We start from the raw sequence: 14,829 nt of genomic DNA on the forward strand, positions 1-14,829 counted from the left end.
CTTGCCGCAAGGCTCAGGACGCGGCCGCCAGATGCTCGACGTCGGTCGCCGTGCTGGTCGAACTACCCTCCAGGGCCTTCATCCCGCGCATGCCGTCTGCGACCGAAGTCACCTGGGAATAGCCAAGCTCCTCCCGCGCGCGGCGAACATCGACAGTGAAATCCTTGCCGATCAGCCGCAGCATTTGCCGGGTGATCGGCGGCTCGCCCTTGAGGCGGAAGATGTTCCAGACCGTACCCATCACACCGGCCATCGCCCAGGCGAGGCCGAAGGGCACTGCGCGGTCCTTCGGCGTCACGCCCCGGCTGTCGAGCAGACGCGTCAGGAATGACTTCAGCGTCGTGTCCTCGCCGTCGCTGACGAACCAGGTTTTCCCGCCGGCTCCGCGATCGGCGGCGAGGATCAGCGCGTGGCAAAGGTTGTCGACATGGCAGGTGGAAAGGGCCTGTGCGCCGCCTGCGACCCATTGGAACTGCCCGGCGCGGACCGTCTCGACCATGTGGTCGAGCGTCGGCATGTCCGGCCCCCAGATGAAGGGGGGACGGAGGGCAACGGTGGAGAAGCCCGTTCGCCGCCCGTTTGCCGCCAGCAGCAGCTCTTCCGCCTCGGCCTTGGATGCCGCGTAGGGGGCAAACGGCATCCTGTGCAGGGTCATGTCTTCGGTCACGCCATACATCGGTTCGGGGTGGCCCATGACGACCGCAGCGGCGCTGACATAGACGACGCGGCGCACACCGGCCCGCTCCGCCGCTTCGACGACGTTGCGGGTGCCTTCGACGTTGACCCGGCGGAACAGGGCCATCGGCCCCCAGAGCTTGAAGTGCGCCGCGACGTGGAACACCACCTCGACCCCGTCCATCGCGCGGGTCAGCGCGGCGCGGTCCGAGAGATCGCACGCAACCGCTTCGGCGCCGAGCGCCTGAACGCCCGCTCGCGCCTCGGCGCTGCGTCCAAGCGCGCGGACGCGCCAGCCTTCCGACAGCAGGCGGCGGATCAGATGCCCGCCGACGAAACCGGACCCTCCGGTGACAAGGGCGAGGCGTGACGGGCTCTGGGAAGCAATCTGGCTCATGACGGTCTCCTGGGTGTCGTTTGTCCCAAGGTGTCACATGCGATCACGTTACACAATACAAAATATGAAATCTGTTACATGTTGCAGAAATCCGGTATGTCAGCTAGAAGCTGCGCATGACGAACGACGCGCCTGATCATCGTGACCGCATTCTCGACATCGCTGCCGAACAGGTCCGCCGCTTCGGCGAGGCCAAGACCAATGTTGTCGATATAGCCAAGGCCATGGGCCTGTCGCACTCGGCGATCTACCGGCACTTCCGGTCCAAGGCCGATATTTTCGACGCCCTTGCGGCGCGAACCATGGCCGAAGAGGCTGATCTCGCGGCCCGCTTCGCGAAAACCGATGGTTCTGCGGCGAAACGGCTGCGCGGCCTCGTGGTGGCACTCCACCGCAGCAAACGTGCCAAGCTCGGTGACGACCCGGAGATCCACGGTCTCTACCGCAGGATCATCGCCGAACGCCCGGACCTCGTTGCCGACTATGCGCAACGCATGACCGCACTCGTCCGTCAGGTGTTGGAGGATGGCATTGCGCGTGGGGAGTTCCGCATCGGGGATCTTGACGTCGCTGCCGGGGTGGTGCGCGACGCGGTCACGGTCTTCGTGCATCCTGCCCATGTGGAGCAGGCTGTGGTGGCCGGTCTCGATATGGAGCCAAGACTTCACGCGGTGGTCGATAGCCTGGTCTCGGCCTTCGCGGCAACCCGGCCCCATCCGGGTCAATAACAGGGCCCAGGCTGCCTTGTTCCGCTCTCGCCACTCAATCCCAGTCCGGCGCGAGATGCCCCGGGCTGACGATCCGGCCGTCTGGGCGGGCAAGGGCGGAGATCGCGGTCATTTCCTCGGCATCGAGCGAGAAGTCGAAGACGGCGAAGTTTTCGGCGATCCGGCTTTCGGTCGCGGTCTTCGACAGCGCGATGACGCCCTGCTGCTGGATCAGCCAGCGTAAGGTCACCTGGGCCGCCGTCTTGCCGTGGCGCGCGCCGATGTCCTGCAACAGGTCCTCCTTCGGCACGCGACCGTCCGCCATCGCGTAATAGGCGGTGACCGACATGCCGTAGGAGCGGGCGGCCGAAAGCACGGCGGTCTGGTCGAGATAGGGATGGTATTCGATCTGGTTGGTGACGATCGGCGCCTTCGACAGCCTGACGGCCTCGCCCATCAGCGCGCAATTGTAGTTCGACACGCCGATATGGCGCACCTTGCCGGCATCGACCAGCGCGTTCAGCCCCTCGATCTGCTCGGCGAGTGACACCGGGCTTTTCGGCCAATGCAGGAGCAGCAGGTCGACATGGTCGGTCTTGAGCTTCCTCAGGCTCTCGTCGACCGACGGCCCCATGTCCTGGCGGGCAAACCGGTCGACCCACACCTTGGTCGTCAGGAAGATGTCGCCGCGCGGAATGCCGGAGGCGGCGAGCACGTCCCCGACCGCAGCCTCGTTGCCGTAGATCTGTGCGGTGTCGACATGGCGGAAGCCGGTCTTCAGCGCCAGCGGCAAGATCGCCGCGACGTCCTCGTCGGGCATGCGGAAGGTGCCGAAGCCGAGAGCCGGGATATGGGCGCCGTTGGCGGTGACGAACTGCATGGAAGAACTCCTTCTCGAATGTCGGCAAAACAGGGCGGCGGATGCGCGGTAGGAGCCGCCTTCGCCTATTACATGCGCCAATCCTTTCCGGCTTCAAGGTGGCATTGCGGCGCGCCGGTGCTGCTGTTAGCGTCCCGAAAACAAGAGAGGGCTTCATGCGCAGTACCAAGGTCATTCATGTCGTCGGTTGTCACGCGGAAGGGGAGGTCGGCGACGTGATCGTCGGTGGTGTCGCACCGCCGCCCGGCGACACCGTCTGGGAACAGTCGCGGTGGATCGCCAGGGACCAGACGCTGCGTAACTTCGTCCTCAACGAGCCGCGGGGCGGCGTCTTCCGTCATGTAAACCTGCTGGTTCCGCCGAAGAATCCGCGCGCGCAGATGGGCTGGATCATCATGGAGCCGGAGGACACCCCGCCGATGTCGGGGTCCAACTCCATCTGCGTGGCGACCGTGCTGCTCGATTCGGGCATCCTGCCGATGACCGAGCCGGTGACGAAACTGGTGCTGGAGGCCCCCGGCGGGCTGATCGAGGCGACCGCCGAGTGCCGCAACGGCAAGGCCGAGCGCATCACGGTGCGCAATCTTCCCTCCTTTGCCGACCGGCTCGACGCCGTGATCGAGGTCGAAGGCGTCGGTACGCTCACCGTTGACACCGCCTTCGGCGGCGACAGCTTCGTCATTGCCGACGGCCGTGCCCTCGGCTTCTCGATTGCGCCTGACGAGGCGCGTGACATCGCCGTGATGGGCATGAAGATCACCGATGCCGCCAACGAGCAGCTCGGCTTTTCCCATCCCGATCCCGACCGGGACTGGAGCCACATCTCGTTTTGCCAGATCACCGCGCCGGTGGTCTACGAGAATGGCGTGGCGACCGGCGCCAATGCGGTCGCCATCAAGCCCGGCAAGATCGACCGCTCGCCGACCGGCACCGGCTGCTCGGCCCGCATGGCCGTGCTGCAGGCCCGCGGTGAACTGAAGGTCGGTGACCGTTTCGTCGGTCGCTCCATCATGGGCTCGGAGTTTCACTGCACGATCGAGGCCGAAACCGAGATTGGCGGCAGGAAGGCGATCATCCCGACCATTTCCGGCCGCGCCTGGATCACCGACACGCGGCAGCTGATGCTCGACCCCGATGACCCCTGGGCCGGCGGTTACCGTCTGTCCGACACCTGGCCGAAGCTCTGAAGTAACTCCGGCAAGAGCGGGAACCGGTCTTGCGTCGGGCGTTGTGTTTGGATGCTAAACCGGAAAACCCGATAGGAGGCTGCGATGACGAACAAGGAGCGCCCGGCATGCATCGCGCATTGGCGTGATGTCGAAGGCCCGGACAATTCGCATTACGATGGCGACGACGAGCTGATGTCGATCGGGGCGCCGCTTGCCCGTCGTTTCGGCCTTACCCGGCTCGGTATCCACCACGAGCGCCTGCCGCCCGGTCGCCGGACCTCCTATCCCCATGCCGAAAGCGCCGAGGAGGAGTTCGTCTACGTGCTCACCGGAACGCCGGACGTTTGGCTCGACGGCGTGCTGCATCGCTTGAAGCCGGGCGATGCGGTCGGCTTTCCCGCCGGAACGGGTCAATGCCACAGCTTCATCAACAACAGCGCGGACGAGGTCACGCTGCTCGTGGTCGGGGAGACGGCGAAGAACGAAAACCGCATCTATTATCCGAGGAACCGCGATCTCGCGGAAAAACGCACGGACTGGTGGCACGATTGGCCGGACCGGCCGATCGGCGACCATGACGGCCTGCCGGATGCGCGAAGGGATGAACGGGGCTAGGTCTCACGCCTCGTTTCGAAAGGTCGCCAGAGCCAGCGTCAGCACGAAAGCGGTGACCACGAGGACCCGCGTCCGGACGAAACCGCTCGCGCCCTCGACCTTCCGTCGCAGGCCGTCTGCCTCTATGAAGCCGGCAAGAAGCAGGGCGACAGGTAGGCGCGTTGCCTATCTGCGGACGGCGATGCCGGCTTCGAGGGCTGCCTCGATGAAGGCGCGGCGGGCGTCCTCGTCGCTTTTCTTGCCGGCGACCACGTCCATGCAGACGAGAAGCGCCTTGTCGAGCGCTACACCTTCCTCGGTCGGCCAGTCCTCGATCAGCGCCCAGGACGCCGCTTCCGTGCTGTCGATCGTCACGTCCTCGCCGTCTTCGCCGAGCGCGAGGGTAACGGGTTTGCTCCAGGGCTTGCTCATCGGGTCGGGCTTTCGGAAGAAGAGAGGAGGTGTAGGTCCATGCCGGCATGGCAGGGCATCGCGTCGCCTTCTAGCGAACTTCGCCCTTGACCGCTACGACGAACAGCCGCGGAAACCGCAAAAGAACCCGTCCGTCGGCCATCGGCGGATAGGCACGGGCGATCCGGGCGGTATAGTCGGCGAGGAAGGCATCGGCATTGTCCGGCCCCGCAGCGTCGAGATAGGGGCGAAGGCCGGTGCCCTTCACCCATTCGACGATCGCCTCCGCATTCGCCATCGGGTGATAGTAGACGGTGTGCCAGACGTCGACCCGCGTCGCTTTCCGTGAAAGTCGCTCGAGATAGGCGGCAGGCGAAGGCAGCCGCTGCCGCCGGAGCCTTCCCCCGGCAAAGGCCGGCGCCCAGGGTCCCGCGGCCCCGGTCTCTTCCATCAGAAGATGCGTCGGCTCGTCGAGATTGTCGGGCATCTGCACGGCGAGAACCCCGCCGGGTGCCAGATGATCGAGAAGCCGCTCCATCAGCGACAGGTGGTCGGGCAGCCATTGCAGCACGGCATTTGCGTAGAAAAGGTCGGCCGGCTGGTCGGGCCGCCACGTGGCGAGATCGGCCTTCACGAACGGTGTGCCCGGCAGCCGCGCACGCGCCTTGTCGAGCATGTCCGGATCGCTGTCGAGGCCGGTGACGGCCGCAGCGCCGAAACGGTCGATCAGCAGTTCGGTGGAATTGCCCGGCCCGCAGCCGAGGTCGAAGATGCGGGTCGCCTTTTCGAGAGGCACCTGCGCCAGCAGGTCGCGCGCCGGCCGGGTGCGCTCTTCCTCGAACTTCAGATACTGGGTCGCGGACCAGGCCATCGCGTCTTGTCCTTGCAGTAGGAGGCAGCAATCGGGGCGCAACCGCCCCGACCTCCAACTTCTAGCCCCGCGCCTCCGTTTTGCGCAAGGCGGTCCGCCGCTAGCCGATCCGTCCGTTCGTGCGCATCAGCCCGATGAAGAACAGCCCGCCGGCAAGGCCGGTGATGATTCCGATCGGCAGGTCCTGCGGCGGGATGACGATGCGCGACACCATGTCGGCCCCGACGAGGAAGATGGCCCCGGCAAGAGCCGAAAGCGGCAGCACGCGGCGGTAGTCGCCGCCGACGGCAAAGCGAACCACATGCGGCACCATCAGCCCGACGAAGGAGATGATCCCGGAAAAGGCGACGGCCGCCCCGGTGAGCAGCGCCGAGACGACGAACACCACCAGCCGGAACCGTTCGGCGGAAATGCCGAGCGTCGTGGCGTTCTCGTCGCCGAGGGTCATGGCGTTGAGCCGCCGGGCATTGAACATGAGATAGATGCCGCAGACGACGAGCGCGGCAAGTGGATAGGGCAGGTGGGTCCACTGCGCGAGCCCCAGCCCGCCCAGCATCCAGAACACCACCATATGGGTGGCGCGCGGGTCCCCGAGGAAGATGGCGAGGCTCCCGAGCGAACTAACCACGAAGGAGATCGCCACCCCGGTCAGCACCAGCCGGCTGGCATTGGTGGCGTGCGCGAAGCGGGCGGTTGCGACCACCAGCGCCGTGCTGGCGAGTGCCCCCAGAAAGGCGAGCAGCGGCACGGTCGCCAGGCCCAGGAACATGCCGGTATGCAGGAGCGCGATGATTGCGCCGAAGGCGGCACCCGACGAGATGCCCAGCAGATGCGGGTCGGCGAGCGTATTGCGGGTCACGGCCTGAAGCGCCGCCCCGACCAGCGACAGGCTTGCACCGATCACCGCGCCGAGAATCACCCGCGGCAGACGCACCTCCCAGACGATGGCGTCGCGGCCCGCCGACCAGTCGACGACAATGCTGGTTGCGCCGAGATGGCGGGCAATGACCTTCCAGACCGTATCGAGCGGGATGCTGGCCGCGCCGACGCTGACGCCGACCAGCATCATGCCGAGGAGGCCGAGCGTTAGCCCGGCCACCAGGAGCGGCAGCGCATGGATCAGCGCATGGCGCGGACCCTTGACGAAATGCCGGTGGCTCATCAGTTGACCGTCGGATGGAAGGCGCCGGCCAGCGTCTTCACAGCCTCGACATTGCGCGGACCGGGTGTCGCCTGCGCATAGGGCAGCACCACGAAGCGGTTGTTCTTCACGGCGGGAATGTCCTTGAAGGCCGGGTTCTTGCGCATGAAGTCGGCCTTCTGCTCGGCAGTGACGTCGCCGTAGTCGACGATCACCACGACGTCCGGATTGCGTTCGATCACGCCTTCCCAGCCGACCGTGGTCCAGCTCGTCTCGACATCGTCCATGATGTTCTTGCCACCCGCCGCCTCGATCAGAGCGGTCGGCATGGCATAGCGCCCGGCGGTGAACGGCTTGTCCTCGCCCGAATCATAGACGAACACCTTCGGCACCGGGGCATCCGCCGGCACGGCGGCGATCGCCTTGGCGATCTCGGCCTTGTAGCCGTCGACCAGCGCCAACGCCTTCTCCTCGACGCCGAAGATCCGGCCGAGATTGACGATGTCGGTATACATGTCCTCCATCGAGGACTTGTCCTTCTTCATGATGTGGATGCAGCTTTCGGTGAGCGCATAGACCTTGATGCCGAACGGTTCGAGCGTGTCCGGCGTCACCTCGCCGCCGACCTTCATGCCGTAGTTCCAGCCGGCGAACAGGAAGTCGGCATCGGCCCCCAGCAGCACTTCCTTGGTCGGCTGCTGCGGGGCAAGCTCCGGCAGGTCGCCGAGGCGGGCCTTCAGTTCGTCGTCCATCTTGTACCAGCCGGAAATGCCGGAATAGCCGGCCATCTGTCCGGTCAGATCGAGCGCCAGCATCATTTCGGTGAGGTTGATGTCCTGCGACACGGCCCGCTTCGGCGCGGCCTCGAAGGTCACGTCGCGGTCGCAGCTCCTGACGGTCACCGGGAAGCCGGAGGCGAGCGCGCTCGAGGCGGCCAGGGAAAGCAAGGCGGCAAGGCAAAGGGAACGATGCATCAAAATATCTCCTTGGTTAGAAACTGTGGTCGAGGTGGAAGGAAAAGCGCGGACGCCCCGTCTTCGGGTGGCGTTCGACGGTGGTTTCGACGGCAAACGTCTCGCGGATGGTCTCCGGCGTCAGCACCTTGAGCGCCGGGCCGCAGGCAACTTTGCGCCCGTCATGCATGACCAGCACATGGTCGGCATGGGCGGCCGCGAGCGGCAGGTCGTGCAGCGATACGATCACGGTGGTCGGAAGGTGGGCGAGCAGGGCCAGCACCTCGAGCTGGTGGCGGATGTCGAGATGGTTGGTCGGCTCGTCGAGGATCAGGAGGTCGGGCTTCTGCACCAGCGCCTTGGCGATCATCGTGCGCTGCTTCTCGCCGCCGGAAAGCGAGGCGAAGCTGCGCGCGGCGAGATGGGTGAGGTTCATCAGCGACAAGGCCTCGCCGACGGCAGCAAGGGCGGCCTTGCGGTTGCGGCTTTCGGCATGGGGCGTGAGGCCGAGCTCGACCACCTCGGCGACCGTCAGGCCGAAGTCGCCGGCCGGTTCCTGCAGGACGGTCGCCACGCGGCGGGCCACGTCGCGGGGCTCGAGCTGCCACAGATCGGTGCCGTCGAGGCTGACCCGACCCGCGACCGGCCGGTGAAAACGGTAGAGGCAGCGCAGCAGGCTGGACTTGCCGGCCCCGTTCGGACCGACGATCGCCAGCATCTCGCCGGGGTTCACCGAGAAGGCGAGGTCATGGATGATGGTCTGCCGCCGCGTCGGCCCCCAGCTGAGAGCCTCCACTTTCAGTGCAGCAGGTCTAGGCCCGTATAGGGATTCTGAAAGCTCCATCGCTCGCCTCCGCGGTCACGCGGGGGCCAGAACGAGATCCGGTCGGGCAAGAAGCAGCAGTGTAAGTCGCAATCGCCATCGTCGTTTCCCTTGGCACACCCCGGCCAGGTTTCGTCAATCGTCGATGGCAGGTCTCCTGGCTTGCGGGTCATCGCGCTCCCGGGCCTTCCCAGCCTTTCGGCCAGTGGCATGTCCGGTCGAGCTCGCCGCTCACAGTTGCGGGGGCAGCCACGGTCTTGCGCCCTGATGGGTACGTCGCACCGTGTTCCCTTTTAATTCCTCGGGACGCCAGTCCTTGGGAAACCTTCAACGGTGGTTGGCGTAACGATGTTACATCGTGGCGTCAATGGTGAAATTTCGCAGCCGGCCGGCCTGCGCGTCACAGGCTGGCAAGGTTCGGCAGGATCAGGTCGGGACGGTGATCGGTATATTCGTCCGGCAGGTCGAGACGGTTGATCCACACGGTGCGGAAGCCGAACTTCTGGGCGCCCGCGACGTCCCAGCGGTTGGACGACTGGAAGGAAACGGCATGGGGATAGAGCCGGTAGGCGGTCGTCACCATGTCGTAGACCTCGGGCGCGGTCTTGTAGGCGCGAATCGCGTCGACCGAAAAGACGTCGTCGAGAATGACGTCGAGGGCGGCGTTCTTCACCGCCGCCGCCAGCATCTCGGGCGAGCCGTTGGACAAGATGGCGAGCTTGGCGCCCCGGCTCTTCAGCTCCTTGAGGACGGCCGGCACTTCCGGATAACAGTCGAGCGTCCAGTAGGCCGAGAGGAGGTCGGTGCGCAGCGCCCGGTCGACGCCCGGAAAACGCGCGAGCGTGTAGTCGAGCGCCTCTTCGGTCAGTTGCCAGAAATGGCGGTAGCTGCCCATCAGGCTGCGCACCCACGAATATTCGAGCTGCTTGGCGCGCCACATCTCGGAAAAGCGCTGGTGCTCGGGGCCGGCTCGCTCGGCGTGGCGGCGCACCGCCGCATGCACGTCGAAAAGCGTGCCATAGGCATCGAAGACATAGGCCGCCGTGGACATCGTTCCTCCCGTCGAAAGCTCCGGAAGTCATAGGCGCCGAAAGGCCGTTCGGCAAGGTCGCCCGCGCCTTAAGCGCCGCGCCGGTGCCGCGGCCTTATCGCGCGGCGGTCTCCTCGGCCCGCAGACCGGCGATGTCGTTGTCGATTTCGGTCAGCGCCCGGTCGAGATGCCCCTCGAACACCAGTGTCGCTTCCTCGGGCACGACGCTGATCTCCGGCGGCCCGTGAATGCGGACGTGGAAGGATTGCGACAGTCCCTCGTCGAGGCCGCGGGTGAGGAGGTCGATGTAGCGGGTGCCGTAGCCGGTGATGACGATCGGCATGTTGTCGTAGAGGCTGAGCACCCGCGACAGGCCCTGACCGAGCGCAAGACCCGCCTGGCGGAAGGCGTATTCCGACATGCGATGGCCCTGGCGCGCCCGGTTGGCGATCTTGTCCATCTCGGCAAGCGGCACGAACTTGGCGGGGATGGTATCGGGCGGCACTTCGAAGGCGGTGCGCAGGATACCGTAGAAACCGGCCGACGCCTCGACGCAGCCGTAGGAGCCGCAGCGGCAGAGCTTGCCGTCCGAGGCGTTCAGCATGTGGCCGAAATTCGGTGCGCTGACCTCGAGGTCGCCCGACTGTCCCCGCCTCGCGATGCCGAGCCCGATCGAATGGCCGAGCGAAAGCGTGGCGAGCGCATGGAAGGGGCGGGTGGCATCCTTGTCGGCGCGAAGGCCGAGCGCATGGGCGACCAGCAGCGTCTCGTTGTTGACCCGGACCCGCGTCTCGGGGCCGACGTCGAGCGCGGTGGAAAAGTCGATCTCCTCGCGGCCGAACACCGGCGACCAGAGAAGCCGCGTCCCGCCGGCATCGACCATGCCCTTGGAACTGACCGACACCGCCGTGATCCGCTCCGGCGCGAGCTTCGAGCGTTGTGCGAGCCGCGCCAGCGCATCTCGAAAGCCGGCGATGAAGGCGATCGGCGAGGGGGCGACGTGATCGCGGGCCTCTTCGAAACGGTCGATCAGTGTCCCGGTATAGTCGGCGAGCGAATATTGCACGCTGTCGGAGGAAATGCGCGCGGCGATCAGGTAGCTGAAATCGCGTCGCCGGGCGAAGAGCACGCGCGGCCGTCCGCGCCCGCCTGCCGCCGGCTGCTCGCGCCGCTCCAGCGCGCCGATCCGCTCCAGCTCCGCGGTGATGGCCGAGACGGTGGCCGAGGCGAGGCCCGTCGCGGCGGCGATGTCGGTATGGGCGAGCGGCCCGTGGCGTCTCAGTGCCGAAAGCACGAGCGCGCTGTTCTGCTGACGCACCATTTCGGTGCTGGATTTCGTCAGCATGGCAGGCGTCCGTTCATGGCATCCCTTCGCGATAGGTCCTGCACAAAAATCATTCGGGGCTGCGGTTTGCAAGCCCTGCGGAGGCTGTGTTGACAGTCCCGGAATCTTCTGACATTTATTTTCTCGACTGTCGAGAAAAACCATGGGCGGCTTCGCCGGGGCTGGGCAGTATGTCAGGGCGGTCGTCGGGGCGAACGGGAGGTTCGCCGGCGTGCCGTCTTTCAACGGGAGGGTTAAATGAAATCCGTATTGAAGCTGATGGCATGCGCTGCCGTCATCACGAGCCTGCATTCCGTCGCCAACGCCAAGGACCTGGTGGTCGGCGTCTCCTGGTCCAACTTCCAGGAAGAACGCTGGAAGACCGACGAAGCCGCCATCAAGGCAGCGCTGGAAGCCTCGGGCGACAAGTATATTTCCGCCGACGCCCAGTCGTCTGCCGCCAAGCAGCTGACCGACATCGAGAGCCTGATCTCGCAGGGTGCCAACGCGCTCATCGTGCTCGCCCAGGATTCCGAGGCGATCGGTCCGGCCATCGAGAAGGCTGCCGCCGAAGGCATCCCGGTCGTCGGCTATGACCGCCTGATCGAAAACCCGGCTGCCTTCTACATCACCTTCGACAACAAGGAAGTCGGCCGCATGCAGGCCCGCGAAGTGTTCAAGGTGAAGCCGGAAGGCAACTACGTCTTCATCAAGGGCTCGTCTTCCGACCCGAACGCCGACTTCCTGTTCGCCGGCCAGATGGAAGTGCTCAAGGAAGCCGTTGACGCCGGCAAGATCAAGAATGTCGGCGAAGCCTATACCGACGGCTGGAAGCCGGAAATTGCCCAGAAGAACATGGAGCAGTTCCTGACGGCCAACGACAACAAGGTCGACGCGGTCGTCGCCTCCAACGACGGCACCGCCGGCGGTGCGGTCGCGGCCCTCGACGCCCAGGGTCTCGCCGGTTCGGTTCCGGTCTCCGGCCAGGACGCCGACAAGGCGGCGCTGAACCGCGTCGCTCTCGGCACCCAGACCGTCTCGGTCTGGAAGGACAGCCGCGAACTCGGCAAGCGCGCGGCTGAAATCGCCGTCGAACTCGCCGGCGGCAAGAAGATGGAAGAAGTGTCCGGCGTGACCGCCTTCAACGGCGGCCCGAAGGGCGTCGCCATGCAGTCGGTCTTCCTTGCTCCGCTTCCGATCACCAAGGACAACCTGAACGTCGTCATCGACGCCGGCTGGATCTCCAAGGACGAAGCCTGCCAGGGCGTCAAGGGTGACGTTGCCGCCTGCAAGTAATCACTCCCGCGCGGTGTGATCCCGACCTTCGCAAGCGCCGCAACGAAACCCGTTGCGGCGCTTGCACAAGGAGGGTGCGCGGCGGACAATGTCGCCACGCAGGTGTCGAGCCTTCTGACCTTTCGAGGCAGGGCGTCCGGCACGATCCGAACCGCATCATCAGATCCGCCGCTTCGTGCTTCGGCCCTGCCGAAGGATCGGACGGCAATGACAGACAAAGTGGGGGAGAAGGCGCATCCATGGCCGACATCACACACGCTACCCAGACAAATCCCAGCCGAAACACCGGTGAAAATCCGGTAAAGCGCTTTTTCCGGGCGACCGAGATCGACACCCGCCTGCTCGGCATGGTCGGCGCGCTGGTGCTCATCTGGCTCGGTTTCCAGCTCATGACCGGCGGCCTTTTCCTGACGCCGCGCAACCTGTGGAACCTGACCGTGCAGACCTCTTCGGTCGCCGTCATGGCGACCGGCATGGTGCTGATCATCGTCACCCGCAACATCGATCTGTCGGTCGGCTCCGTGCTCGGCTTCTGCGGCATGATCATGGGCGTCATGCAGGCGAAGATCCTGCCGCAATATCTCGGCCTCGAGCATCCGGCGATCTGGATCCTGACGCTCGCCTCCGGCATCGTCGTCGGCGCGGCGATCGGCGCGCTTCACGGCGTCATCATCGCCTTCCTCAACGTGCCGGCCTTCATCGTCACGCTCGGCGGCCTGCTCGTCTGGCGCGGCGCCACCTGGTTCGTCACCTCCGGTCAGACGGTCGCGCCGATGGATGCCACCTTCCGCCTGATGGGCGGCGGCACCGAAGGCTCGATCGGCGCGACGGCAAGCTGGATCGTCGGCCTTGTCGCCTGCCTGGCGATCGTTGCGGCCATCATCAATTCCCGCAAGCAGCGCAAGCGTTTCGGCTTTCCGCTGCGCCCGGTCTGGGCCGAATACTTCCTCTCGATCCTCGGCTGCGCGCTGGTGCTCGGCGCGGTCTCGATCGCCAATCACTATTACTGGCCGACCAACATCGCCCGCAAGTTCGCCGACGCCAACGGCATCGCCTGGCCGGAGGGCGGCCTGCAGATCTCGCACGGCATCGCCATTCCGGTGCTGATCGCGATCGCCGTCGGCATCGTCATGACCTTCATCTCGACCCGGCTGAGGTTCGGTCGCTACGTCTTCGCACTCGGCGGCAATCCCGAAGCGGCCGAGCTCGCCGGCATCAAGACCCGTTGGGTAACCGTCAAGATCTTCATGCTGATGGGCATTCTCTGCGCCATCGCCGCCGCGATCTCGACGGCCCGCCTCAATGCCGCGACCAATGCGCAGGGCGAGCTCGACGAGCTCTACACCATCGCCGCCGCCGTCATTGGCGGCACCTCGCTCGCCGGCGGCGTCGGCACGATTGCCGGCGCCATGATCGGCGCGCTGGTCATGCAGTCGCTGCAGTCCGGCATGGTGCTTCTCGGCATCGACAGCCCGTTCCAGCGCATCGTCGTCGGTGTGGTTCTCGTCGTCGCCGTCTGGCTCGACACCGTCTATCGCGCCCGAGCCAAGTAAGAAGGAGTACGCTCATGTCGGAACAACGCACTCCGCTCGTGGAAATGAACAATGTTTCCATCTCGTTCGGCGGTATCCACGCGGTCGAGAACGCCTCGGTCGATCTCTTCCCCGGGGAAGTCGTGGCCCTGCTCGGCCACAACGGCGCCGGCAAGTCGACGCTGATCAAGATCCTCTCGGGCGCCTATCGCCGCGACGCCGGCGACATCCTGATCGACGGTCAGCCGGCGGACATCAACAATCCGCGCGACGCCAAGAAATACGGCATCGAGACGATCTACCAGACGCTGGCCGTCGCCGACAATGTCGACGCCGCCGCCAACCTCTATCTCGGCCGCGAGCTCAGAACCCCCTGGGGCACGCTCGACGACGTCGCGATGGAGGCCAAGGCCCGCGAGGTGATGGGACGGTTGAACCCCAACTTCCGCCGCTTCAAGGAGCCGGTCAAGGCGCTCTCCGGTGGCCAGCGCCAGTCGGTGGCGATCGCCCGCGCGATCCTGTTCGACGCCCGGATCCTGATCATGGACGAACCGACGGCGGCCCTCGGTCCGCAGGAGACCGCCCAGGTCGGCGAGCTGATCCAGCAGCTGAAGCGCGAAGGTCTCGGCATCTTCCTGATCAGCCACGACATCCACGACGTCTTCGACCTCGCCGACCGCGTCTTCGTCATGAAGAACGGCAAGGTGGTCGGCCAGGCGCGCACCCAGGACGTCACCAAGGACGAGGTGCTCGGCATGATCATCCTCGGCAAATGCCCCCCCGGCGCCATCCCGGGACCGGGCGCCATGCAGGTGGTGTGAGGGGACATAAGAGGGCACGAGCTGCGGGGACCGGTAAAGTTCGCCCCTCATCCGCCTGCCGGCACCTTCTCCCCGTGAACGGGGAGAGCGACTGTCTTGGCAGTCAAGCGTTTTGCCATGGTTTTTCGTCCCGGATGATGGCGTTGAGGATTGTCAGCAGTTTGCGCATGGTAGCGACGACTGCGACGATCCTGGGCTTGCCCGC

Annotated in this window: 15 protein-coding genes, 1 pseudogene and 1 riboswitch; of the genes and pseudogenes, 6 read left to right on the forward strand and 10 right to left on the reverse strand. The window is 65.6% G+C overall.

All coding sequences use genetic code 11. The features are described from left to right. Window positions 1-13 precede the first annotated feature (13 nt). A complete protein-coding gene (locus HHL25_RS23030; RefSeq protein ID WP_169595589.1) occupies window positions 14-1,072 on the reverse strand; it encodes an NAD-dependent epimerase/dehydratase family protein in 1,059 nt (352 codons plus the stop codon). A 116-nt stretch (window positions 1,073-1,188) separates the two neighbouring features. Here HHL25_RS23030 and HHL25_RS23035 point away from each other — a divergent pair, with 116 nt between their 5' ends. Further along, window positions 1,189-1,800 (forward strand): TetR family transcriptional regulator, encoded by a 612-nt coding sequence (locus tag HHL25_RS23035; protein WP_169595590.1) that lies wholly within the window; start codon window positions 1,189-1,191, stop codon window positions 1,798-1,800. 34 nt (window positions 1,801-1,834) lie between these two features. Here HHL25_RS23035 and HHL25_RS23040 read toward each other — a convergent pair whose 3' ends face one another. Further along, entirely contained in the window at window positions 1,835-2,659 is an 825-nt protein-coding gene (locus HHL25_RS23040) for an aldo/keto reductase (protein WP_169595591.1), read from the reverse strand. A 155-nt stretch (window positions 2,660-2,814) separates the two neighbouring features. On the opposite strand from HHL25_RS23040, the gene HHL25_RS23045 reads away from it, so the two are divergent. Together HHL25_RS23045 and HHL25_RS23050 are read left to right on the forward strand one after the other, a co-directional pair. After that, window positions 2,815-3,846, forward strand: a complete 1,032-nt coding sequence (locus HHL25_RS23045; RefSeq protein WP_169595592.1) for a trans-3-hydroxy-L-proline dehydratase — start codon at window positions 2,815-2,817, stop codon at window positions 3,844-3,846. A gap of 84 nt (window positions 3,847-3,930) precedes the next feature. Continuing rightward, window positions 3,931-4,443, forward strand: coding sequence for a cupin domain-containing protein (locus tag HHL25_RS23050; protein ID WP_169595593.1), 513 nt, complete (start codon window positions 3,931-3,933; stop codon window positions 4,441-4,443). A gap of 165 nt (window positions 4,444-4,608) precedes the next feature. On the opposite strand, the gene HHL25_RS23055 is transcribed toward HHL25_RS23050, so the two are convergent. The 7 genes from HHL25_RS23055 to HHL25_RS23085 form a co-directional block, all read right to left on the reverse strand. Then, the gene (locus tag HHL25_RS23055) at window positions 4,609-4,854 is read right to left on the reverse strand and encodes a DUF982 domain-containing protein (protein ID WP_169595594.1); all 246 of its coding nucleotides are present in this window, start codon (window positions 4,852-4,854) and stop codon (window positions 4,609-4,611) included. A gap of 70 nt (window positions 4,855-4,924) precedes the next feature. After that, a complete protein-coding gene (gene tam / locus HHL25_RS23060; RefSeq protein WP_169595595.1) occupies window positions 4,925-5,704 on the reverse strand; it encodes a trans-aconitate 2-methyltransferase in 780 nt (259 codons plus the stop codon). Window positions 5,705-5,804: 100 nt separating this feature from the next. Further along, window positions 5,805-6,866 (reverse strand): FecCD family ABC transporter permease, encoded by a 1,062-nt coding sequence (locus HHL25_RS23065; protein ID WP_169595596.1) that lies wholly within the window; start codon window positions 6,864-6,866, stop codon window positions 5,805-5,807. Next, window positions 6,866-7,819, reverse strand: coding sequence for an ABC transporter substrate-binding protein (locus HHL25_RS23070; protein ID WP_169595597.1), 954 nt, complete (start codon window positions 7,817-7,819; stop codon window positions 6,866-6,868). The genes HHL25_RS23065 and HHL25_RS23070 overlap by 1 nt, the downstream gene beginning before the upstream one ends. Before the next feature lie 16 nt (window positions 7,820-7,835). Next, window positions 7,836-8,642: an ABC transporter ATP-binding protein gene (locus HHL25_RS23075; RefSeq protein ID WP_169595598.1), complete on the reverse strand. Its 807-nt coding sequence runs from the start codon at window positions 8,640-8,642 to the stop codon at window positions 7,836-7,838. A 109-nt stretch (window positions 8,643-8,751) separates the two neighbouring features. Further along, a riboswitch (cobalamin riboswitch) is annotated at window positions 8,752-8,965 on the reverse strand. A 56-nt stretch (window positions 8,966-9,021) separates the two neighbouring features. Next, window positions 9,022-9,672, reverse strand: a complete 651-nt coding sequence (locus HHL25_RS23080; protein ID WP_169595599.1) for a haloacid dehalogenase type II — start codon at window positions 9,670-9,672, stop codon at window positions 9,022-9,024. Between the two features lie 94 nt (window positions 9,673-9,766). Then, window positions 9,767-10,996, reverse strand: a complete 1,230-nt coding sequence (locus HHL25_RS23085) for an ROK family transcriptional regulator (protein ID WP_169595600.1) — start codon at window positions 10,994-10,996, stop codon at window positions 9,767-9,769. A 237-nt stretch (window positions 10,997-11,233) separates the two neighbouring features. On the opposite strand from HHL25_RS23085, the gene xylF reads away from it, so the two are divergent. From xylF to HHL25_RS23100, 3 genes are all read left to right on the forward strand, one after another. Then, a complete protein-coding gene (gene xylF / locus HHL25_RS23090) occupies window positions 11,234-12,271 on the forward strand; it encodes a D-xylose ABC transporter substrate-binding protein (protein WP_169595601.1) in 1,038 nt (345 codons plus the stop codon). A 239-nt stretch (window positions 12,272-12,510) separates the two neighbouring features. Then, the gene (locus HHL25_RS23095; RefSeq protein WP_169595602.1) at window positions 12,511-13,824 is read left to right on the forward strand and encodes a sugar ABC transporter permease; all 1,314 of its coding nucleotides are present in this window, start codon (window positions 12,511-12,513) and stop codon (window positions 13,822-13,824) included. A gap of 14 nt (window positions 13,825-13,838) precedes the next feature. Beyond that, window positions 13,839-14,624 (forward strand): ATP-binding cassette domain-containing protein, encoded by a 786-nt coding sequence (locus tag HHL25_RS23100; RefSeq protein WP_169595603.1) that lies wholly within the window; start codon window positions 13,839-13,841, stop codon window positions 14,622-14,624. 103 nt (window positions 14,625-14,727) lie between these two features. Here HHL25_RS23100 and HHL25_RS23105 read toward each other — a convergent pair. Beyond that, a pseudogene (locus HHL25_RS23105) lies at window positions 14,728-14,829 on the reverse strand (IS110 family transposase); the annotation flags it as partial.

Origin of the sequence: Rhizobium terricola (genome assembly GCF_012927355.1) — a bacterium.
GTDB classification, from domain to species: domain Bacteria; phylum Pseudomonadota; class Alphaproteobacteria; order Rhizobiales; family Rhizobiaceae; genus Allorhizobium; species Allorhizobium terricola.

What these genes read in the sequence shown, in the direction of transcription:
- HHL25_RS23050 (WP_169595593.1), top strand. Translation starts at nt 3,931, where the DNA reads ATGACGAACAAGGAGCGCCCGGCATGCATCGCGCATTGGCGTGATGTC.
- HHL25_RS23080 (WP_169595599.1), bottom strand. Translation starts at nt 9,672, where the DNA reads ATGTCCACGGCGGCCTATGTCTTCGATGCCTATGGCACGCTTTTCGAC.
- HHL25_RS23100 (WP_169595603.1), top strand. Translation starts at nt 13,839, where the DNA reads ATGTCGGAACAACGCACTCCGCTCGTGGAAATGAACAATGTTTCCATC.
- HHL25_RS23075 (WP_169595598.1), bottom strand. Translation starts at nt 8,642, where the DNA reads ATGGAGCTTTCAGAATCCCTATACGGGCCTAGACCTGCTGCACTGAAA.
- HHL25_RS23040 (WP_169595591.1), bottom strand. Translation starts at nt 2,659, where the DNA reads ATGCAGTTCGTCACCGCCAACGGCGCCCATATCCCGGCTCTCGGCTTC.
- HHL25_RS23070 (WP_169595597.1), bottom strand. Translation starts at nt 7,819, where the DNA reads ATGCATCGTTCCCTTTGCCTTGCCGCCTTGCTTTCCCTGGCCGCCTCG.
- HHL25_RS23030 (WP_169595589.1), bottom strand. Translation starts at nt 1,072, where the DNA reads ATGAGCCAGATTGCTTCCCAGAGCCCGTCACGCCTCGCCCTTGTCACC.
- HHL25_RS23095 (WP_169595602.1), top strand. Translation starts at nt 12,511, where the DNA reads ATGGCCGACATCACACACGCTACCCAGACAAATCCCAGCCGAAACACC.
- xylF (WP_169595601.1), top strand. Translation starts at nt 11,234, where the DNA reads ATGAAATCCGTATTGAAGCTGATGGCATGCGCTGCCGTCATCACGAGC.
- HHL25_RS23085 (WP_169595600.1), bottom strand. Translation starts at nt 10,996, where the DNA reads ATGCTGACGAAATCCAGCACCGAAATGGTGCGTCAGCAGAACAGCGCG.
- HHL25_RS23045 (WP_169595592.1), top strand. Translation starts at nt 2,815, where the DNA reads ATGCGCAGTACCAAGGTCATTCATGTCGTCGGTTGTCACGCGGAAGGG.
- tam (WP_169595595.1), bottom strand. Translation starts at nt 5,704, where the DNA reads ATGGCCTGGTCCGCGACCCAGTATCTGAAGTTCGAGGAAGAGCGCACC.
- HHL25_RS23035 (WP_169595590.1), top strand. Translation starts at nt 1,189, where the DNA reads ATGACGAACGACGCGCCTGATCATCGTGACCGCATTCTCGACATCGCT.
- HHL25_RS23065 (WP_169595596.1), bottom strand. Translation starts at nt 6,866, where the DNA reads ATGAGCCACCGGCATTTCGTCAAGGGTCCGCGCCATGCGCTGATCCAT.
- HHL25_RS23055 (WP_169595594.1), bottom strand. Translation starts at nt 4,854, where the DNA reads ATGAGCAAGCCCTGGAGCAAACCCGTTACCCTCGCGCTCGGCGAAGAC.